Origin of the sequence: Pseudoalteromonas sp. Of7M-16, assembly GCF_022347805.1 — a bacterium.
GTDB classification, from domain to species: Bacteria; Pseudomonadota; Gammaproteobacteria; order Enterobacterales; family Alteromonadaceae; genus Pseudoalteromonas; species Pseudoalteromonas luteoviolacea_F.
The window spans coordinates 245,654-266,157 of sequence record NZ_JAKRFY010000005.1 but is presented as its reverse complement, the minus strand read 5'-3'; the positions used below and the strand labels follow the sequence as shown (position 1 = coordinate 266,157).

Annotated in this window: 18 protein-coding genes; 11 read left to right on the top strand and 7 right to left on the bottom strand. The window is 40.9% G+C overall.

The genetic code is table 11. The features are described from left to right. The first annotated feature begins 60 nt into the window (after positions 1-60). The 3 genes from fabB (at position 61) to MHN81_RS07545 (ending at position 2,434) form a co-directional block, all read left to right on the top strand. Complete coding sequence (gene fabB / locus MHN81_RS07555) at positions 61-1,275, top strand: beta-ketoacyl-ACP synthase I (RefSeq protein WP_023401517.1); 1,215 nt, start codon at positions 61-63, stop codon at positions 1,273-1,275. 197 nt (positions 1,276-1,472) lie between these two features. Beyond that, entirely contained in the window at positions 1,473-1,910 is a 438-nt protein-coding gene (locus tag MHN81_RS07550) for a hypothetical protein (RefSeq protein WP_023401518.1), read from the top strand. A gap of 17 nt (positions 1,911-1,927) precedes the next feature. Continuing rightward, on the top strand, positions 1,928-2,434 hold the full coding sequence (locus MHN81_RS07545; RefSeq protein WP_023401519.1) for a hypothetical protein: 507 nt from the start codon (positions 1,928-1,930) through the stop codon (positions 2,432-2,434). Positions 2,435-2,495: 61 nt separating this feature from the next. On the opposite strand, the gene smpB is transcribed toward MHN81_RS07545, so the two are convergent. Then, positions 2,496-2,975 carry an SsrA-binding protein SmpB gene (gene smpB / locus MHN81_RS07540; protein WP_023401520.1) on the bottom strand — a complete coding sequence of 160 codons (480 nt, stop codon included), beginning with the start codon at positions 2,973-2,975 and terminating at the stop codon, positions 2,496-2,498. A 141-nt stretch (positions 2,976-3,116) separates the two neighbouring features. Between smpB and MHN81_RS07535 the strand changes: the two genes are divergently transcribed. Together MHN81_RS07535 and MHN81_RS07530 are read left to right on the top strand one after the other, a co-directional pair. Further along, the gene (locus tag MHN81_RS07535; RefSeq protein ID WP_023401521.1) at positions 3,117-3,551 is read left to right on the top strand and encodes a type II toxin-antitoxin system RatA family toxin; all 435 of its coding nucleotides are present in this window, start codon (positions 3,117-3,119) and stop codon (positions 3,549-3,551) included. Beyond that, positions 3,552-3,866, top strand: a complete 315-nt coding sequence (locus MHN81_RS07530) for an RnfH family protein (RefSeq protein WP_023401522.1) — start codon at positions 3,552-3,554, stop codon at positions 3,864-3,866. Between the two features lie 69 nt (positions 3,867-3,935). Here the strand turns inward: MHN81_RS07530 and MHN81_RS07525 are convergent, their stop codons facing one another. The 5 genes from MHN81_RS07525 to MHN81_RS07505 form a co-directional block, all read right to left on the bottom strand. After that, the gene (locus MHN81_RS07525; protein ID WP_239425431.1) at positions 3,936-4,373 is read right to left on the bottom strand and encodes a DUF2069 domain-containing protein; all 438 of its coding nucleotides are present in this window, start codon (positions 4,371-4,373) and stop codon (positions 3,936-3,938) included. Further along, the gene (wrbA, locus tag MHN81_RS07520; RefSeq protein WP_023401524.1) at positions 4,370-4,921 is read right to left on the bottom strand and encodes an NAD(P)H:quinone oxidoreductase; all 552 of its coding nucleotides are present in this window, start codon (positions 4,919-4,921) and stop codon (positions 4,370-4,372) included. Before wrbA ends, MHN81_RS07525 begins: the two co-directional genes overlap by 4 nt. 2 nt (positions 4,922-4,923) lie before the next feature. Further along, positions 4,924-5,271, bottom strand: coding sequence for an arsenate reductase (glutaredoxin) (arsC, locus tag MHN81_RS07515; protein ID WP_023401525.1), 348 nt, complete (start codon positions 5,269-5,271; stop codon positions 4,924-4,926). A gap of 126 nt (positions 5,272-5,397) precedes the next feature. Then, positions 5,398-6,846 carry a M48 family metalloprotease gene (locus tag MHN81_RS07510; RefSeq protein WP_239425430.1) on the bottom strand — a complete coding sequence of 483 codons (1,449 nt, stop codon included), beginning with the start codon at positions 6,844-6,846 and terminating at the stop codon, positions 5,398-5,400. A 1-nt stretch (position 6,847) separates the two neighbouring features. Further along, positions 6,848-7,513 carry a hypothetical protein gene (locus MHN81_RS07505; protein ID WP_023401527.1) on the bottom strand — a complete coding sequence of 222 codons (666 nt, stop codon included), beginning with the start codon at positions 7,511-7,513 and terminating at the stop codon, positions 6,848-6,850. A gap of 493 nt (positions 7,514-8,006) precedes the next feature. Here MHN81_RS07505 and MHN81_RS07500 point away from each other — a divergent pair, with 493 nt between their 5' ends. Both MHN81_RS07500 and MHN81_RS07495 read left to right on the top strand, forming a co-directional pair. Next, entirely contained in the window at positions 8,007-9,074 is a 1,068-nt protein-coding gene (locus tag MHN81_RS07500; RefSeq protein WP_023401529.1) for an AI-2E family transporter, read from the top strand. A gap of 153 nt (positions 9,075-9,227) precedes the next feature. After that, on the top strand, positions 9,228-11,282 hold the full coding sequence (locus tag MHN81_RS07495) for an aminotransferase class V-fold PLP-dependent enzyme (RefSeq protein ID WP_239425429.1): 2,055 nt from the start codon (positions 9,228-9,230) through the stop codon (positions 11,280-11,282). A gap of 21 nt (positions 11,283-11,303) precedes the next feature. Here MHN81_RS07495 and MHN81_RS07490 read toward each other — a convergent pair whose 3' ends face one another. Next, positions 11,304-12,365, bottom strand: coding sequence for a LacI family DNA-binding transcriptional regulator (locus MHN81_RS07490; protein WP_023401531.1), 1,062 nt, complete (start codon positions 12,363-12,365; stop codon positions 11,304-11,306). Positions 12,366-12,736: 371 nt separating this feature from the next. Between MHN81_RS07490 and pgi the strand changes: the two genes are divergently transcribed. From pgi to MHN81_RS07470, 4 genes are all read left to right on the top strand, one after another. After that, complete coding sequence (gene pgi, locus MHN81_RS07485) at positions 12,737-14,383, top strand: glucose-6-phosphate isomerase (protein ID WP_239425428.1); 1,647 nt, start codon at positions 12,737-12,739, stop codon at positions 14,381-14,383. Between the two features lie 320 nt (positions 14,384-14,703). After that, positions 14,704-16,176, top strand: coding sequence for a glucose-6-phosphate dehydrogenase (gene zwf, locus MHN81_RS07480; RefSeq protein WP_239425427.1), 1,473 nt, complete (start codon positions 14,704-14,706; stop codon positions 16,174-16,176). Further along, positions 16,176-16,886 (top strand): 6-phosphogluconolactonase, encoded by a 711-nt coding sequence (gene pgl, locus MHN81_RS07475; RefSeq protein ID WP_023401534.1) that lies wholly within the window; start codon positions 16,176-16,178, stop codon positions 16,884-16,886. Before zwf ends, pgl begins: the two co-directional genes overlap by 1 nt. An 896-nt stretch (positions 16,887-17,782) precedes the next feature. After that, on the top strand, positions 17,783-20,461 hold the full coding sequence (locus MHN81_RS07470) for a TonB-dependent receptor (protein WP_023401535.1): 2,679 nt from the start codon (positions 17,783-17,785) through the stop codon (positions 20,459-20,461). The last annotated feature ends 43 nt before the right edge of the window (positions 20,462-20,504 follow it).

Sequence of the window (20,504 nt, the reverse complement as noted above, 5' to 3'; positions counted from 1 at the left end):
TTGATCAGTCTTTTACGCGTAGAATACACCTAAATTTTTTAAGTCCTAAGGGAATTACCCATGAGAAGAGCCGTAATTACGGGGATCGGTGTTGTTTCAAGCATCGGTAACAACAAGCAAGAAGTATTAGAATCTTTGAAAGCGGGTAAAAGTGGTATTGCTTTTAACCAAGAGTTTGCTGACATGAATTTGCGCAGCAATGTGTCAGGTAAAATTGATATTGATGTTAAGGCACTAGTTGACCGTAAAGCGCACCGCTTTATGGGTGACGCAGCTGCATACTCTTATATCGCGATGGCACAAGCTATCGAAGACTCTGGTTTATCAGAAGATCAAGTTTCGAATGAACGTACTGGCCTTGTAGTTGGTTCTGGTGGTGGTTCTTCTAAATACCAAGTAGAAGCTGCTGATATTTTGCGTGAGCGTGGCGTTAAGCGTGTAGGTCCTTACATGGTGCCGCGTACTATGGCAAGTACAACATCTGCGTGTCTAGCAACACCATTTAAAATCAAAGGCGTTAACTACTCAATTAGCTCAGCATGCGCTACATCTGCACACTGTGTTGGTCACGCTGTAGAGCAAATTCAACTAGGTAAACAAGACGTAATTTTTGCAGGTGGTGGTGAAGAACTTCACTGGACGCTGGCAATGGAATTTGACGCCATGGGTGCATTGTCAACTAAGTACAACGAAGAGCCAGAAAAAGCATCTCGTACTTATGATGCAAACCGAGACGGTTTTGTTATCTCTGGTGGTGGCGGTATCATGGTAATCGAAGAGCTTGAGCACGCATTGGCTCGTGGCGCACACATTTACGGTGAAATCGTAGGTTATGGTGCAACTTCAGATGGTTACGACATGGTTGCACCATCAGGTGAAGGCGCTGTGCGTTGTATGAAACAAGCAATGGCTACTGTAGATGGTGAAATTGATTACCTAAATACTCACGGTACTTCAACACCTGTTGGTGACGTGAAAGAACTGGGTGCTATCCAAGAACTATTTGGTGAGAAGTCGCCGGCGATCAGCGCAACAAAAGCGATGACAGGTCACGCTCTGGGTGCAGCGGGTGTTCACGAAGCGATTTACTCGGTACTAATGCTTGAAAATAACTTCATCACACCATCTATCAACATTGATGAATTAGATGAAGAAGCTAAAGGCTTAGACATTGTAACTGAGCGTCGTGACGTTGAACTAAATACTGTTATGTCAAACAGCTTTGGTTTTGGTGGAACTAACGCCACACTCGTAGTTCAGAAATACAAAAGCTAAATCACAAGTAGCTTCTTTATAAAAAGCCCTGCGGGGCTTTTTTGCGTTTTATGCGTCAAAATCTACCTTTCTATCAATCTAACCTCTTATTTATAAATAAATTTATTACTATTTTTTGAACTGTTGAATAATAAATTTGGCTATGCTAGAAAATGCTTTGTGCATATAAAATGCACACTATTGTGAAAGGGATAATTATGGAAGATATATACGAAGTAGATGTTGATGGAGATGGTATCAGTGATGGAGTTGTCGCCGATGTAGATGGTGACGGCTATATTGATACCGTAGGAATTGATCAAGATGGTGATGGTATTGTTGACACTGTGGCGATAGATTCCGATGGAGACGGTTATGTTGACACCGTGATGATTGATGAAGATGGTGATGGTGTTGTTGACGCCGTGGCGATAGATTCCGATGGCGATGGATATGTAGATACCGTCGGTGTTGATACAGATGGAGATGGCATCATAGATACTGTCGCAATGGATACCGATGGCGATGGTGTAATAGACGCGGTTGCAATGGACCTTGATGGTGACGGAGATGTTGACGCCATTATTGCTGACACTGACTTTGACGGTGAAGCAGATACCATGATTATTGAAGACGACGGATTTGACGATTATTAAGCTTAAGGGAATAAGATATGTTCAATAAATTAAAAGAAACAGCGACAAAAAACTTTACGGATGAGGAAGGGAATAGCCAAGTGGGCGTTAATATAAAGGAAAAAGGTGAGGGGCTAACGGCTTCTATAAAACAAAAAGCGACGGATGCAAAAGACAACCTTAAAGATATCTCGGTCATGAATAAGGTAAAGGATTTTACCAAGGCATCAGTAAAAACCGTTGAAGATATAGATAACGATTTACTGTCGAGTAACTCTCAGTATGAAATTAATAACTTTAGAGTTTCGGCTACAGCTGGTGTAACAGCGGGAATGACACTAGATATCCACTTTGTCAAAAACCAAGGTGCAAAAGAAATCGCGCAAAAAGCCTCTCGATTTTTAATCGTAGTAAACCCTGATACAGGCAGTAAAATCCAAGTGCCCCGCAGCGCACTAGTTAATAAAGAAACGGCAAAAATTAAAGATCCAAAAACAGAAGCTGTTTTAACAATAGATGCTAAAACTGGGGCAATCTTACCCTAAAAGACTGCAACGCAAACTCACATACAGCCTAAGATAATTAGGCTGTAAATTAGTGAGCATTTTAAACCTTGTGCTTCATTAATCGCTCTTTGTCTCGCGACCAATCTCTGTCTTTAATATCAGCACGTTTATCGTGCATCTTTTTACCTTTGGCTAAATGAAACTCGAGTTTTACCCAGCACTTTTTCCAGTACATTGCTGTTGCAACTAAAGAGAAACCATCTCGCTCGGTTGCACCAATCAGCCTATCAATTTCTCTTTTGTTGAGTAACAGTTTACGATAGCGAAGTGGATCACAGATAACGTGGGTAGAGGCGCTATTTAATGGCTGAATCTGACTGCCTAGCAAAAATGCCTCACCGTCTTTAAGATGAATATAAGTCTCTGAGATATTAACCTTACCAGCGCGGATGCTTTTAACTTCCCAGCCTTGTAGTTCCATACCTGCTTCGAACTTATCGTGTAAAAAATACTCATGGCGTGCTTTTTTGTTCAGCGCTATGGTATTGCTCGTTGATTTATTTGATTTTTTCTTTGCCATAATGGCTTAGTCTACCTACAAATCGAATGGGAAAACAGTGTTATTTAATTTTTATGGCATATTTTCGCTCACAGTGGAGCTGCAAACAAGATAAATCTTTAAAAGCTTGGTAAAATTGGGCCAGTAAAGTTTGGAGAACGTATGCCACAAGTAGAAAAAAGTGCATTGGTGATGTACAGCACACAAGAGATGTTTGATCTGGTCAATGATGTAAACGCTTATCCTGATTTCTTACCTAACTGTTCTGGCGCGAAAGTGCTAAGCAGTTCACATGATGAAATGACGGCGAGTTTAGAAATATCGAAGGCAGGTCTGACTAAGTGGTTCACAACTAAAAATCAATTTGAAGGCAATCGAGTGAAAATGCAGCTTGTTGATGGTCCTTTTAAATCTTTGCAAGGCTACTGGGAGTTTGTTGAATTAGATGAACATGCCTGTAAGGTAAATTTAAAGTTAGAATTCGAATTTGCCAGCAAATTGATAGAGCTTGCTTTTGGCAAGGTTTTTAATGAAGTCGCTAAAAATATGGTGGCTGCGTTTACTAAGCGCGCAAAGTCTGTCTACGGAGCTAGGTAAATGATTAAGATTGAAGTTGTATTTGCGTTACCTGATAAAGCGACTTGCCTAACAGTAGATGTAGCTGAAGGTACCTCTGCTGAGCACGTTGTGATGCAGTCAGGGATATTAGAGCAATGCCCAGAAATCGATCCAACCAACTTAAGCTTGGGGATTTGGAATAGAACTGTCAAGTTACATCAGGTGGTTAAAGAAGGTGATCGCATTGAGATATATAGACCGCTAATCGCTGATCCAAAAGAAGCAAGGCGTCGAAGAGCAGACAAAGCCAAAGAAGAGGGCAGGGCAAATAAAATAACCGGTGGTCGAGCTTAACCTACCAAATGATTTAAATGAAAAAGCCACTGTAAAGAGTGGCTTTATGTTTTTAAAATAATAAGCGAGTTATTTTTCTTGGTGCTCGTGCGCTGCTTTTTCGTCGGCTAAATCGTCTTTAAGTTTGCGGATCTTTAGGCCGAGTTCTTGGCCTCTTAGCTTTGCGTAATAAGTACATCCCACAAACATGGCAGAGGCGAATATCAATTCTAGAATAACCCACAATAGCTCATCGGTGGCAATCCACAATAGGGTAAAGCCATGTATAAAGTATATGAGCACGACAAAATTTGCCCACGCAAATGTATAAGGTTTGTCTTGCAGTATGCCTCTCAAAGGTAACAGCAGAGGAAGAATATACACAACAAACATAAATCCAACGCTATGTCCCTCTCTTGGAGAAACCAAAAATAGCCAAATAGGCATGAGCAACAATAAACCAAAATAGCCAAATAGAGCGAGTTGGTGAAATTGTTTTGTTTTAGGTTGTTTTGGAGTCTGATTCATAATAACTTTTTTGCAACCGTGTATAGGCGAGTAGCGACGGCTCGACATATTTTTATTTCAGTTTCTGTTAGCTGGTCGCTGTTGTCCAGCCCTGCAACATGAGTTGCACCATATGGTGTCCCTCCGCTTTCGGTAGACAATAACTCAGGTACATCGTAGGGGACGCCCATCAGCATCATACCGTGATGCAACAAAGGCAGAGACAAGTTCAATAATGTCGCTTCGTTACCGCCGTGCATGCTACTTGATGACGAGAACACACATGCTGGTTTATCTATAAGCTGCCCTTTTAACCAAACATCACTGGTTGTTTCCCAAAACGTTTTTGCTTGAGCCGCCATCATGCCAAATCGTGTTGGTGTACCAAATGCAAGTCCATCACATTCAATAAGGTCTTGTTTCGTTACTACGATATCGTGAGGCTGCCTTTGTACAAAGGTGCGTAAACGGACCGTTGCACCTTGGGCACTTAGTGTTTCGGCTATTTCGTTAGCCATGGCTTCGACTGAGCCATGGCTAGAATGGTATAAAACGAGTATTGTCGCCATATTTAAATAATATCTAATACTGACTCAGGTGGGCGGCCCAGTGCTGCTTTTTCACCCTTTACCACAATTGGTCGCTCTATCAACTTTGGGTTTTCAAGCATGGCGTTTCTTAGCGTCTGCTCGTCACTGTCCTTGCTTAGGCCTAGTTCTTTATAGATGGTTTCTTTATTGCGCACCAATTGATGTGCAGAATCAAACCCTAATTTTGATATTAATGTGTCAAGGGTGCTTTCATCAATGGGGGTTTTTAAATACTCTACGATCTCTGGCTGAATATCATTTTCTTCAAGCAATGCAAGAGTTTGACGAGACTTCGAACAACGAGGATTGTGGTAAATAGTTACTGACATAATGGACCTTTTGAAACTGTAACTTATAGTTGTATTGTTTGATTGTAACTGATTGAAAAAGGTGTGCCTATCTTTATATATGGACAAAATATTGTCCATAAGTAAGTGGATAGGCAACATGTAGGGTTACAATTTAGCAAGCTCTTTTTGCATGCCTCGATATTTTGTGAGCAAAGCTTTTAAGCGCAATTTTTTAATTTCATCTTCTTTTTCAATGAAGTTAAGTGCTTTTTGTACTTCATCTGCCGCTTTCATGAATGCACCGTAGTGAGATAGTAAACTAGCGCGCGATTCATGATAAGCCGCTTTATTTTCACTCAGTTCATAAGTTTCTGTGAGCAATTGTTTGGCGAGTACATGATTTGGCTTTTCTAATAAAAACACTTTAAGCAGTTGTTCTGCCTTTTCGTACATTTTTGCTTTGATGGCTGTGTTAGCTAAATTTAAAGTGATGACCTGATTGTTCGGGCGAAGCTGGTGCTTCTGTTCTAACAGTGACAGAGCTTGGTCATATTTTTTTTGACCGAGTTTAATATCTGTATAAACATCTAAGAAAAACAAGTTATTAGGCTTTAATTTTAAGAGCTTATTTATAATTTTCTCAGCTTGGTCATACTTTTTTTGATCAAGCAATGAAATTGCCAGTCCGTACTCATAATGACTCTTGTCGAGCTCTGTACTGGTTCTCAAAGTGTTTTCAAAATAGGCCTGAGCATCTTCTTTGCTTAGCTGGTAGCGAGCCATTACCCGATTTTGTGCGTAGTGAAAATCTTCGCTGCTTGGCACATAGCGTTTTGGGTATTGCTGGGCTCGCAGTCTGACATCAGATACACGAGAATCTGGTAAGGGGTGAGTAAGCAAAAATGCAGGGGGCTTGTTTTTAAATCGAACTTGGGATGCAAGCTTAGTTAAAAACTCACTAGCGGCATATGGATCATAGCCAGCTTTTTGCAGCGTTTGCATACCGAATCTATCTGCTTCTTGTTCTGCTTTTCGGCTGTGGGTTAACTGGCTCAAAGCGGCTTGCGTGCTATTGGCTGCAAGGATTGCCATACCGGCGTCAGGTGCTACAACGGTGGCCAAAATCCCTGTGATCATGCCAGCGATAGTTAGCGCACTGTTGTCTTTGGCCTGTTGGATTCTTCTTGCCAAGTGCCTTTGCGTAACGTGGGCTATTTCATGGCCCAGTACTGATGCAAGTTGACTCTCATTATCAGACTGCGCTATCAGGCCCGTATGGACTCCTACATGTCCACCATAAAATGCAAAAGCGTTAATCGCTTTGTTGTTCAGCCAAAAGAACTTAAATGGAAATCTAACGTCATTAGCACTGGCGACGAGTTTATTGCCTAGTGCAGACAGGTACTCATTGAGAACAGGGTCTTGAACTAAGGGCGAGCTAGAGCGGATCTGCATCATCATCACTTCACCGATGGCTTGCTCTTTTTCAATTGGTAAAACTTGCACTGCCGACGTACCAAGGTCTGGGAGCCTAAACTCGGATGCATTATTGGCTGTAGAGTAACTTAGTGCGAGTGCGCATAAAGTCGTTGCAAGTGCTTTTTTAAATCGCATTCTAATCCTTCTTGTAGTCGTCACCGAGCATGATTTTAGCTAAGTTTATTTCGTCTTCACAGGCTCGGGCGTCTTTTTCGCATAACAGGTAAAAATCTTTTATTGAGACACCGTCAACGCTCACAACGTTCAATTCTCTTTTCAAAAGGGAGATAGTTTGATGTACAACCTTGTGTGCGTGCAAGATCAACGCTTTATCCGCGATGTCACCGCGCTCAAAATAAAATCGAATGAATTTATGCATTTGACTAAATCTAATGAGTGTCTTCATGGTATGGGGGTCCCACACATTAAACTCAAGATATTTATTGTCTTTTAGATATGTGTCGACTTTTACATTGCGAGCAATTGGAAAAGCCCAAAGCTCGTATCCGCGATCTGTAAATGCCTGGTGTAGAGTAATTTTTGGTGCACTATTACAATGGACGATGCCGTTATCGTCCTCATAACCGTCCAAAAGCTGTAAATTCCAATTACGCTTGTCTAATAACCGTTTGATAGCATTATCAAATCCGTGCTGAAAAATCCCTTCACTCTCACTGACTGAAGAAGCGACAAGATGATAAAACGGCGGGAGCTCCCCCCAATTGATTTGCTTTTTGTACCAATTGATTTCTTTAAGTGTGGGGTTCGCCGGCAAACGTGCCTTGTTGTGTGCTTTTGGCATATTGTTTCCCGTAAAGCTTGTTGTTGTTATAAGAATAAACCATTGCCCTAGTTCAAGCTACAGAAAGACGCTGGAATATGAGTAAAATACAGGATTATTCGCTTGCTATTTACTATAGAGGTATCTTATAAAGCGGTATCATGATATTGAATCAAAATTAAAAGTATATATTGCGTTTCCAATGTATTTAAAATGTATTTATAGCGTTTTATAAGTGTTGGTTTTTAACCTAAAGTTAACGGGTGGGGCTTTTCGTAGCCTATGAAGGTGCAAAACATAGAACTAACAACAATTGATTTAAGGCATTACAATTGTCCTCAATTGTTTGTCCAATTTAAATGGCAGTTGAAGAACCTGAATATTGGAAAAATCAGATTTATTTGCAGTCGAACTCAAGATCTTTCCGATATAAAGCGTTACTTATCTCGCCAAGCGTATCGCCATGTCTTAACAGAAGAAGGCAACTTTAACTTTATTGAGGTACACATCACGGATGTTTGAGTTAATAAAATCTTGGTATCAAGAAAAATTTTCGGATCCAGACTCGGTCACTTTATTGTTGATGCTCGTCTTTACAGCGACCATGTTGTACTTTTTTGGCTCTTTTGTCATTCCTGTTCTTGTGGCTTTGGTCATCGCATATTTGCTCGATTGGCCAGTGACACGGTTGCAGCGAGTTATGCCTAGTCGTTTGATGGCGACAAATATAGTTATGTTGGGTTTTGTTGGTGTCGTTTTAGCGCTGCTATTAGTCATCGTTCCTGTTTTATGGTCTCAAGCAAGTAATCTCGTCCAGGAAGCGCCAAGTATGGTGGAAAAAGGTCGAGATTATCTGCTCCACTTACCAGAAGACTACCCCAATTTAATTTCAGTACAACAAGTACAAAACATTGTTACAGGTGTTGAAAGCAAAGTTCTCGCGTTAGGAGAGTTAATTGTCTCGGTATCACTGACTTCGATTAAAGACTTAGTCGCATGGCTCATTTATCTTATTTTGGTGCCTTTGTTGGTGTTTTTCATGCTGAAAGATAAAGGAACCTTGACGTCGGGGATTAAGCAATTGATCCCCAAAGACCGAAAGCTAATAACCCAGGTTTGGGAAGAAATGGATCATCAAATAATGAACTACATTCGCGGAAAAGTGATAGAGATAGTGATTGTAGGTGGAACTAGTTTTATTGCATTTGCGGTACTTGATCTACGTTATGCTGCTTTGCTTGGTACTTTGGTTGGACTGTCTGTACTTATTCCTTTTATTGGTGCTGCGCTAGTTACTATTCCAGTAGCAGCAGTGGCACTATTTCAATTTGGCATGGCACCTGAATTTTGGACCATATTAATTGTATACGGCATTATTCAAGCTTTAGATGGCAATTTATTGGTGCCACTATTATTTTCAGAAGCGGTAGATCTTAACCCTGTATACATTATTGTTGCAGTCCTATTTTTTGGCGGGCTATGGGGGTTTTGGGGAGTGTTTTTTGCAATTCCTTTGGCATCCTTGGTCAAAGCATTGGGTAATGCATGGTCATCAAGTCAACGACACATGCAGGTCGGTTAATCTAATCGATAAGAGTTGATAAAAGGAGCGCACAGCGCTCCTTTTTAGTTTGTATTAGTTCGACTTCAATATGAATACATTATTGAACTTAACGAAGTAGATGTTTTTGTGTAAAATGGAATAACTTAGTACATATAGTTATAAGCGGTACACGTGAACACTTCTCCTTCTGCCCAGATTTACCTTGATGCCAATGCAACGACACCTGTTCTGACTTCAATATCAGATAGTGTGATGCAAAGTATGACAATAAACTTTGGTAACCCCTCTAGCTCACATATTGCAGGCTTAACAGCAAAAAACTTGCTTGAACAAACAAGGCAACTCGGCAAACGGTTGATTGGCAGCAAAGATGGTGAGTTGCTGTTTACTTCTGGAGCAACAGAAGGGATCCAAACCGCCATTGTTTCTGCGCTGAATCAATATCTGCAAACGGTGCACAAAAGTATATCGAAGCCGGTCCTTTTATATGGCGCGACAGAGCACAAAGCGGTACCAAACACGTTAAAGCATTGGAATGCCATACTTGGCCTCAATGCAGATGTTTTGGAGATCCCGGTAAATGGTGAGGGCATATTGGATTATCAATTTATTGCACAGCATGTATCACAGGCTGTGGTGATATGTACGATGGCTGTTAATAATGAGACTGGGGTTACGCAAGATTTAACAGCACTTGAGAAGGTGATTCGGGATCATAATCCAGAGGTGGCTTGGCTTGTCGATTGTGTTCAGGCATTGGGAAAAGTACCGTTGCAAATGGATTCGATTTCAATCGACTATGCTGCGTTCTCAGGCCATAAGCTGTATACGCCAAAAGGCATTGGGTTTTTGTATATTCGCGATGGGCGACCATATATCCCTTTTATCGCAGGTGGTGGGCAGGAGTCAGGGATGCGTTCGGGCACGGAGAATTTACCAGGGATTGCAGGTCTACATACTCTATTTTCACTGTTAAATGGTCAAAATGAAGTCTTTCAGCCCCACAACAAATTGCAGTTGCACCGAGATATGCTTGTAATGGCTCTAAAAGACACTTTTACTAATATCTGTTTTCATCACGCTTTTGACTTGTCTGTACCGACTACGTTGAATTTTTCAATTGACTATCTCACAGGCAAAGAACTGATAGATTTGTTTGACGCGGCAGGTATTCGAGTCAGCGGCGGATCTGCTTGTAGTTCAGGTGTCTCCCGCAGTTTTGTATTGGAAGCAATGGGGTTGAGCGATTGGCAGTGTTCAAATGCAATTCGTATGTCATTTGGTCCTGCGGACAGCACTGAGTTTATTGAAAAAGCATGCAAAGCTATCCGTAAAATGAAGTCTTTGTTGATCTCTGAAGACGCTTGGGTAAAAGAAAATGGCTTAAACTATTCGCAATGGGGCGGCTTTACTTGGCTAAATTACCAATCTACAGGGTGCTGGTTATTTATATCTAAAGAAAAGGAAATGATTGTAATAAACCCAATTGACCCTTTATTGGCGAAATTGAAATATTACGTCGATGCAATCGACACTGAGCGATTGGTTTTTCTGCTGACCAATGATACCTGCAAAGACGAACATATTAAAAGAAACATAGAGCGTGTTTTTGGTAATAGTGCAGATACCTTGAAACTCGAAAACTCGAGATCAGAAGAAATTTCAGTGTCGGGTAAAAGCTGGCAGATAACATCAAAATTTGAGACTGAAAGGCAGGGCGTTATTTTTAAGTGGACCTGCTATGAGGGAGAGAAAGGCGTAATCCTAGCAGATTTGTCACCTGAACAATTTAAATCCAAAAAGCTTGCAGATGGCGAGGTAGTGATTTCTCAGGGAAATATATATTTAAGCAAACAAGAAATAGAACGAAATCAAGGCAGTTTGAAACAAGAAGAAATTGAGCCCGTCGCGTTAATAACGCGAAAGGACGTGACAAGCTGGATAGATAAATATGACGCTCAGATCCTCGATATAAGAGAGAGAGGGGAACATCAAGCTTCTACGACTGAATTAACCAAAAAGCTCAGTCCAAACGATAAAGGGCGTATTATGAATGTGCCTGCAGGCCGTGTAGTTAATGCTTATATTGACGGTACACTTGACCCACGAAAGTCTTATGTCATTGTTTGCAGAAGTGGCCGACGTTCACAGAAGGTGGCTGAGGCATTAAAATCTTTAGGGTTTACCAGCGTAGCAAATGTCACAAGAGGGTTGGCGCTACTGTGAGCGCCAACTAATTCTGTTGTGTTAATTAGGTGCTGGCCCTGTACTTTCTCGGATCACGACACTTGGTGTGAAGGTCGTAATGATATCTTTATCTTGTTTTCTACTGCCTCGTGTTTTTGAAAACAGCAACCTCGCAGCATGTTCAGATATGACACTATTTGCTTGATGAGCCGTTGTTAATTTAGGCCAAGTTTGCCTCGAGAAAGGCGAGTCTTCGAACCCTGAAATCGATAGTTGTTCGGGTATCGCAATATTCATCAATCGGGCGGCAAATAATGCTCCAGCCGCTATTTCATCGTTACCGCCCAAAATCGCGGTTATATTGGACTCATTATTATTTTTCAATAGCGCTTTTGCGCCTTCTACACCTGATTCGAAAGAATAGTTACCTTCATATATTAGGTTCTCATCTACTGTCAGGTTATGGTCCTTAAGTGCGTTTTGATAACCGGCTAAGCGCTCAGTTGTTGATTTGTGTTCTGCGTCCCCACATGCAAATGCAATGGTTTTGTGGCCTAAATTAATTAAGTGGACTGTGATTTCATATGCAGCAGCATAATCGTCTACGTAAATGCAGTTATTAGCTTTTGGGCTTGTTGGGGTTTCTGTTTGGTTTTTGGGCGTTTTATCTTGTCCTGATAGTAAGCGCACATACGCTATACCTAGTTCATCAAGCATTTCAATAATATCTTGTTGCTCAGAAAGAGGAGGTGTTAATACTAATCCAGCCAGCCTAGAGCGTTGGATCATTGTTGCAATCTCTTTGTGCATCTCGGGATCTTGAGCGCAACAAGGATGAATGACAAGTTCATAGCCTTCATCTTTGCATCGAGAGAGCACACCATTTTGCATATCAATAACGTAGTAGGCATTTGGGTTGTCATAAACTAGGCCAATTGCAAATGAAGAGGTGCCTGCTAAGTTACGCGCTGCGGTATTGGGCTGATAGTTAAGTTCTGTAACAGCTTGCATAACCAGATCATAAGTTTTTTTTCTTACAGAGGGTTCTTTATTGATAACCCTTGATACAGTTTTCATTGACACGCCCGCATGTTTTGCGACGTCGTTGATGGTTACTTTCATTTTTTTTCTTCTATAGGAAATAGGCTTAAATTGTGGCCGAATTTTGAGTCATTTATTTGTAATCACTCTTTTTTGCTGGCTTTTGATACTAAATTACAACGCCAATTAGTAGTTATAAGGCAATATAGTATATTTCAGCTTTTCATGAAACGATCAAATTTAGACCCCGCTGCATTTTAACAGTTACTGAATAACTTTAATAAATTTAATGATACCGGTGTCAAAAAATAAAAAATCAGTTATTATATGCAAAGTAAAATGAGGAACATGCAGTTTGACAGCGTTGTCATTTTAACTTATGGTTAACGCTCGAATATGTTTATGTGTGTATTTTATGTATTTGGCACACTATCATCGCTAGGGGAAAAATTATGAATTGCCGTACAACGTTAGCAAGTTGGCAAGCATTATCAGCAGCATCAGAACAACTAAAAGAACAGCATTTAAAGACTCTTTTTGAGGCTGATAGTGGGCGCTTCGATAAATTTTCTCGCCAAATACCTGGCGTACTTTTTGATTTCTCTAAACAGCTCATCAATGACTCTGCGTTCGAACAATTAATTCAGCTGGCGAAAGAGGCTGATATAGCATCTTGGCGTGACAAGATGTTTTCTGGGGAAAAAATTAATTTCACAGAAGACCGAGCCGTCTTACACGTGGCACTTAGAAATAGAGATGCGTCTCCAATTTATGTTGATGGCGTGAATGTGACAGAGCAAGTCCAAGCTGAACTTGAAAAGATGAAAGTCTTCACTGACCGGGTTCGAAGTGGTGAATGGACAGGGTATACGGGTCAAGCTGTAAAAGATATTGTCGCTATTGGTGTGGGTGGTTCAAACTTAGGCCCGCAGATGGTAACGGAAGCTTTAAATGCATATAGTGACGGTAAGCTAAACGTTCATTACGTATCAAATGTGGATGGCGTGCAGCTGGCACAGGTATTGAAAAAAATTCAGCCAGAAACGACTTTATTTGTGATTTCTTCTAAGACGTTCACTACTTCAGAGACCATGAATAATGCGCGCTCTGCGGTTGACTGGTTCTTAGAAAGCGCCGAAGACAAAGGCGCCGTAGCAAAACACTTTGTTGCGGTAAGTACCAACTTAGAAAAAACGCGTGCATTTGGTATTGCCGACGAAAATGTATTTACCATGTGGGATTGGGTAGGTGGACGATTCTCCCTGTGGAGTGCAATTGGTCTACCGATCGCATTGTACCTTGGTTATGAAACCTTTGTTGAGGTTTTAGAAGGTGCTTTTGAGATAGATACTCACTTTAAAACGGCTGAGTTTGAGCAAAATATTCCTCTTATAATGGCGTTATTAAGTGTTTGGAATACAAGCTTTTTAGGTCATACATCGCAAGCGATTTTGCCGTACGATCAGGCTCTACATATGTTGCCAGCTTACCTTCAACAAGGCGAAATGGAAAGCAATGGTAAACATGTAACATTTAACGGGCAAACTGTTCCGTATACAACTGTGCCAATTATTTGGGGCATGACAGGAATTAATGGACAGCATGCGTTTTATCAATGTTTACACCAAGGCAATGTCATTGTACCTGCGGACTTTATTGCTTCGGTAGAGCCTCAAATCGCGCTTGGAAAGCATCATGATGTATTGCTGTCTAACTTTTTCGCGCAAACTGAAGCGATGATGGCTGGAGTAGATGAAAATCAAGTTCGAGCAGAGCTAAAAGAAAAGGGCAAGTCTGAGAGTGAAATTGAGCAATTAGTCGCTCATAAAATTCACAAAGGTAATCGTCCTACTACGTCAATCATTTTAGATAAAGTAGATGCGAAAGCCGTTGGTCGTTTAATTGCAATGTATGAACATAAGATCTTCTGCCAAGGCATTATTTTAAGTGTTTGTTCATTTGACCAATGGGGCGTAGAGCTTGGCAAGGGCTTGGCAAGTAACATCGAAACAGAATTAACGAATGAAAATATCAGTCACGAACATGATAGTTCGACGTCTGGGTTAATTGCTTACTACAAGCAAAAGAGAAACAAGTAATTACGTTGCTTGATAGCAACAAAAGTAAAGAATACCTTTGAACGGGTAGCGCTGGAGTACTTAGGGCCTGTATTTTTGTGAGAGGAATTACAGAGCCCCTAAGACTCATTTTTATAAAGATATCTAAAGCGTTTAAATATACTGAATGAGTGCTTGGCAATTTTCACCTTCAACCCAAGCAAAATAGTGGTCTGAGAACGAATTCAATCCTATAAGTGAAGTTGTGTTTGGCATGTTTACGAAAACACCAAACGGTTTTGATTGTAGCGCGTGTTCTCTTTGGAGTAATGACTGCGCGCCTAACCTTGTGAGAAATAATTATGCTTAATCCATTTGATATCGTAATTTTTGGTGGGGGCGGCGACTTAGCGTTGAGAAAATTGTTGCCAGCTATGTATCGTGCATATCAAGAAGGCAACTTGCCCGAAGGTAGCCGTATTCTACCGACTGTTCGAGAAGAAAATAAAAGAAACGAATATGTAGAAACCGCAGGGAAAGCACTTCAACAGCATTTAGGTCAGGGAGAATACAACCAAGCTGACTGGAATGCCTTTTCTAAGTTCATCGTGCCAGTTGTTGTCAATGTTACAGAAGCCGATGACAACTGGGATGTATTAAGAAATATTTTAGAGCAAGATGACAAAGATAAATCTCGTGTATTTTATCTGTCATTACCACCTGCCGTTTACGGTACCTGCTGTGAGCTTCTGTCTAAAAAGTTATTGATCAGCGAAAATTCACGCGTTGTAGTTGAGAAGCCAATTGGTTATTGTGGTGAATCAGCAGAAGAAATAAACGCAAAAATTGCTGAGTTTTTTGACGAAGACCAGATCTTCCGAATTGACCACTACCTAGGAAAAGAAACAGTTCAAAACCTAATGGCACTTAGATTTTCGAATGTGCTTTTTGAAAATCTATGGGATGCTAAAACCATCGATAATATCCAAATTAGTATCTCAGAAACTGTTGGTCTAGAGAGCCGAGCTGGCTTCTATGACAAGGCTGGTGCGTTAAGAGATATGGTTCAGAATCACCTCCTTCAACTGCTTTGCCTTGTTGCAATGGAATCGCCTCATAAGCTAAATGCCAACCGTATTCGAAATGAAAAGTTGAAAGTTTTGGAAGCGTTACGACCACTTACAGACGAGTTGGTAGATTCAAACGTGGTTCGAGGCCAATACGTTCCTGGAGAGTTAAACGGTAATCTAGTTCCTGGTTATTTGGAAGAGTTAGGGGAAGGGTCAAGCACGACAGAGACATTTGTCGCAATTCGTGCCCATATTGATAACTGGCGTTGGTCTGGTGTGCCTTTCTACTTAAGAACGGGCAAACGGATGAAGCAACGTTGTGCTGAAATTGTTGTCGAGTATAAGCCGGTTTCTCACAATGTATATGACGACACAGTTGGGCCAATCTTACCAAACAGATTAATCATAAGGCTACAACCTGAGGAAAGCATTCAGTTGACACTGATGTCGAAAAGGTTAGATAACTTAGAAATGCAGCTAGAGCCAGTTAATCTTAATATCGAATTGAGTGAAAAATACAGCAATGGATTCCACTCAGATGCATACAAACGCTTGATGTTAGATGCCGCGGCGAATAACCCGTCGTTGTTTATTCACAGAGATGAAGTAAGACAAGCGTGGAAGTGGATAGATCCGATTATCGCAAGGTGGCAGGAAAAAGGGACTCCAGCACTTTATCGTGCGGGCTCTTGGGGACCTGAATCAGCCGATGAATTGTTAGCAGAAAAGGACCACGCTTGGTTTAACGTTGGAGAAAATAGCTAATGGCTATCATAAACGAACAGTTTTTTGATTCAAAAGATGCGATGACTGAGCATTTGGCATCTATTTTAGAAAGTACTTTGAACTCTGCGCTTGAAGGTGACTCTGGGGCTAGCATGTTAGTGTCTGGCGGGTCATCACCTGCACCAGCATACAAGCGTCTATCAAGTTTGGATCTTGATTGGAGCAAAGTTACGGTAGCTATGGTTGACGAGCGCTGGGTTTCTCCGAGTCATGAAAAGTCTAATGAGGCTTTTATCCAAAATACGCTATTACAAGAAAAAGCATCTAGAGCCCAATTTGTAACCATGAAAAATAGCGCAAGTACGGCTGTTCTTGGTCAAGATGAAGTGGAAGCGCGCTATCAAACATTAAAGGCACCATTTGATGTTACTATATTAGGCATGGGTCCTGATGGTCATACTGCATCATTGTTTCCTCATGCCGAAGGTTTAGATGCGGCATTGGAAACAGAGCAACTTGTTTGTGCAATTAACGCTAATGAGAGTGAAGTAACAGGTAGTATCACTGAACGTATGAGCTTAACGTTGGCTGGTATCGCAAATACACAACATGCGATTTTGTTAATTAGCGGCGAAGAAAAGCGCGCTATGTATGAACAAGCTAAACAGCAGGGCTCAGAATTGGATATACCCCTAAGAGCTGTTTTGGGGTTGCCTGATTTAAAGCTAAGTGTTTTTTGGTGCCCTTAAGTCTTTTAATTAGGAAAATTGCACCTCGAGTGCATTTTTCCTAATTTCTTTGTCTTTATTTCCTTTTAGGCCTCCTTATCTAATTTACTCTGATACATGTTTATATTGAAAAAACTGACTGTATCAACACCGCTTTGACCTTAAATACAATTCCATACAACTCTTTGACAACAGTAATAATCAATTAATCTAAATAGCAGCTTGGCAAAGAAGCTCGTTTGGAATTTGTTGAGAGTGCAATCAGCATGCACCTTTGGTGAACCGAAATACCCTCAATGGCATAAGGTTTATCTTTAAAAAATACATACTTTATTAGTATTCGTTATAATAAAAGGAGCGTGTTTCACTGAGATCTTTAATGGGTTTATTGCGATTAATGACATTCTAACGCTGAGATGGAAAATTAATTTCTTAATTTTCAAACTGATCCATTATTTTTTGTTTGTAGTCCCGCAAGGGTAGCTGTTTTTTAGCTTTTACTGGACACGCAGTGCAAAATACTCTAAAATGACAGCGTTGTCATTGAGAATGGTTATCACCTTGAACAGCTTCTGCCCAGGCTATTATATTGACCAACTCTTCCGATATTGCATTAATATTATGCAGTCACTTATTTAGATACAGAATTTTTGTATCAATCACCTCATAAACTACAGATTTATGCATATCATGTGTTATATTAGTACGCGTTTGTAACAAAGTATAACCAAAGAACACATAATCCTATATTAATCAATGCGTTATAAATTTAAGTGAAAAATTTTAACGTTTTTGTTTAAAAAACATGTAGCGATTATGTAATTTTGGGTGTATGGTTTGTTATTAGATGACAGCGTTGTCATCATCACTGGGCAGAAGTGATTTAAAAACCAACAAAATGATTCAAGGGGAATCCTGTGTTAGCTAATAATTTTAAGAAAAGTTTACTAGCTGCAAACATTGGTCTTGCGTTTACCGCAGGTGTATCTGGTGTAGCAGTTGCTGATAGCGGTACTCAAGCCAAAGAAGACGTAGAAGTAATTGAAGTACGTGGTATCCGTCGTTCTTTAGAAGCATCTCTAAATACTAAGCGTTTCGCTGAAGGTGTTGTAGATGCAATTACTGCAGAAGACATTGGTAAGTTTCCAGATAAAAACATTGCAGAGTCACTTAAGCGTGTACCTGGTATTACAATTCAAGGCCAGTTTGGTGAAGGCGACGCGGTTTCTATCCGTGGTGCAGGTGCTGATTTCACTAAAACAACTTTAAATGGTCAGAATGTAGCTTCAACAGGTTGGTTCGTACTAGAGCCGGCTAAGCGTTCATTCAACTACACACTTTTACCATCAGAGCTAGTTGGTGGCTTGGAAGTATATAAGTCTTCTCAAGCAGATATCATTGAAGGTGGTGTAGGTGGTACAGTAATCGTTAAGACTCGTACTCCACTTGAGCTAGATGCAAACACAGTATATGGTTCATTAGAGTTTGCACACTCTGATGATTCAGGCGAAACTGATCCACAATATTCAGGCATGTATAGCTGGAAAAACGATGATGAGAACTTAGGTTTCTTATTCTCGGCTGTACAGCAAACTCGTCAACTACAACGTCAAGGTAACGAGGCGTTTTGGGCTTGGGGTGCAGGCCCAGTAGGTTTTGAGCAAGAGCGTGAGCGTAGTGCTTTCACAACTTCCGTTGAGTACGCACCAACAGATTCGTTAAGTTTTGTTGTTAACTATCTTGACATGAAGATGGACGCGAACAACACAAACTATGCGATGTGGTTAACTCGTGGTGCGGATGATGCGACAACGGCGTATATTCACGGTAATGGTTCAGAAGCGACTCCTGGCGTGCCTATGGCTGGTGCACTTGGCGTAGGCTTCGCTCAAATGCGTCCTCGTGAAGCGACGATGAACTCAGATTACCTAGATCTGAAAGTAGAGTATGCAGGTGACAATTATAAACTAGAGTTTGTGATCGGTGAGACTACCTCATCTGGTGGTACTGACTTTGAAATGGTTATGAACCCGAATTCAAACTTTGACCTTTCTAATGGTAGTTATGACTTTACGTCAGGACACCACAAATGGGCTTTCCCATCAGACTTTGACCTAGCTACTTACACACCAGGTGTAACAGCAGATACACCTAATGGTGCATTTGCAATGGGAACTGGTAGTAACTTCAATGCTACACCTAAGACTGACGAAGAGCAGTTTATCCAAGCAGATTTTGAATATATGCTTGACCATGACTTCATCAACTCTGTTAAGGTTGGTTTTAGATATGCAGAGCATGAAGCGACAAGCCGACGTTTTGAGTTTAACCAAAATCTATGTACTGAAGACGTAACGACAGGTTGTTTCAACCCAGTATACGAGCTTGACGGTACAAACCACGGTACATTCGATGTTGGTGCTGACAACCTTAAGATCCGTCGTTATGACATCGATGCAATGAAGAGCTGGGCTAAAGCAAGCATTCAGGGTAGAACTGAAGACTTTGGTGCTTACAGCCACATTGAAGAAGAAAATACGTCAATCTACGTAATGGCTAAGTACAGCGGCGAGAATTACCGTGGTAACTTTGGTATCCGTTATGCGCAAACTGACGCTTCATCAATTTATTACAGAGAAGGTCTAGCAAATCAGCGTACAGTTGAAGCAGCAGACTACAGTGAAGTACTACCAAGTGTTAACTTTGCTTATGACTTAGCGGACGATAAGATTTTACGTATCGCGGCATCAAAAGTAATGACGCGTCCACAGTACAATGACATGTATTTCAACCCATCACTATCGGGTGTTGCGAACGAACAAGACAATGACCAAAGAGTTGCTCTTGGTAACCCAGGTCTGGTTCCTTTCACAGCGAACCAAGCAGAAGTTGGTGTTGAATGGTACTTCAACTCAAGCTCACTATTAGCGCTAACAGCTTTCATCAAAGACGTAGACAACTTTATCGTTATCAACCGTCGTAGCGCGACTGCGGACGATATCACTAGACTTGGCTTACCAGCGCTATCTCCTGAAGAAGCTGCAAATGGTTGGACAATTGAAGAAAACTTCAACGGTCCAGGTGGTAAAGTACAAGGTATCGAATTCCAGTACCAGCAAGATTTTGGTAATGGTTTCGGTTCGATGGTTAACTACACCTATACAAAAGGTGAAGCTGACGCTACTGAGTTTACTAATGGTAACGGCGAGGTGACTCGCGTATTCACTGATGGTAACATTGAATTAAGCGATAGCTCAAAGTACGCTTATAACGTATCTGGTTATTATGAAAATGACTTGTTCTATGCGCGTCTTTCATATAACTACCGTAGTGACTACATGATCCGTGAAACAGGAAGTTACGGTAACCGTTTACACCATGGTTTTGGTTCAGTTGACCTAAGTGCAGTTTATCACTTCAACGAAAACATTGATTTCAAATTTGATGTTGTGAACTTAACTGGTGAATCAGCAGAGCAGTATGGTAACAATACGTTTGTTGACCATGTAGCTAGAAATGGTTTCCACGATGGCTTCCCTCTATACGAATATGAGCAAGCTACTCGTTACAGCGTAGGCGTTTCTGTACGTTACTAATAACTAGTAATTATTAGAAAATAAGGAGCTTCGGCTCCTTTTT

Bases quoted from the DNA above. Each gene is read 5' to 3' on its own strand.
- MHN81_RS07545 (WP_023401519.1), top strand. From the start codon at position 1,928: ATGTTCAATAAATTAAAAGAAACAGCGACAAAAAACTTTACGGATGAG.
- wrbA (WP_023401524.1), bottom strand. From the start codon at position 4,921: ATGGCGACAATACTCGTTTTATACCATTCTAGCCATGGCTCAGTCGAA.
- MHN81_RS07490 (WP_023401531.1), bottom strand. From the start codon at position 12,365: ATGAAAGTAACCATCAACGACGTCGCAAAACATGCGGGCGTGTCAATG.
- fabB (WP_023401517.1), top strand. From the start codon at position 61: ATGAGAAGAGCCGTAATTACGGGGATCGGTGTTGTTTCAAGCATCGGT.
- pgl (WP_023401534.1), top strand. From the start codon at position 16,176: ATGGCTATCATAAACGAACAGTTTTTTGATTCAAAAGATGCGATGACT.
- MHN81_RS07505 (WP_023401527.1), bottom strand. From the start codon at position 7,513: ATGCCAAAAGCACACAACAAGGCACGTTTGCCGGCGAACCCCACACTT.
- MHN81_RS07525 (WP_239425431.1), bottom strand. From the start codon at position 4,373: ATGAATCAGACTCCAAAACAACCTAAAACAAAACAATTTCACCAACTC.
- MHN81_RS07510 (WP_239425430.1), bottom strand. From the start codon at position 6,846: ATGCGATTTAAAAAAGCACTTGCAACGACTTTATGCGCACTCGCACTA.
- arsC (WP_023401525.1), bottom strand. From the start codon at position 5,271: ATGTCAGTAACTATTTACCACAATCCTCGTTGTTCGAAGTCTCGTCAA.
- smpB (WP_023401520.1), bottom strand. From the start codon at position 2,975: ATGGCAAAGAAAAAATCAAATAAATCAACGAGCAATACCATAGCGCTG.
- MHN81_RS07530 (WP_023401522.1), top strand. From the start codon at position 3,552: ATGATTAAGATTGAAGTTGTATTTGCGTTACCTGATAAAGCGACTTGC.
- MHN81_RS07500 (WP_023401529.1), top strand. From the start codon at position 8,007: ATGTTTGAGTTAATAAAATCTTGGTATCAAGAAAAATTTTCGGATCCA.
- MHN81_RS07550 (WP_023401518.1), top strand. From the start codon at position 1,473: ATGGAAGATATATACGAAGTAGATGTTGATGGAGATGGTATCAGTGAT.
- MHN81_RS07535 (WP_023401521.1), top strand. From the start codon at position 3,117: ATGCCACAAGTAGAAAAAAGTGCATTGGTGATGTACAGCACACAAGAG.
- zwf (WP_239425427.1), top strand. From the start codon at position 14,704: ATGCTTAATCCATTTGATATCGTAATTTTTGGTGGGGGCGGCGACTTA.
- pgi (WP_239425428.1), top strand. From the start codon at position 12,737: ATGAATTGCCGTACAACGTTAGCAAGTTGGCAAGCATTATCAGCAGCA.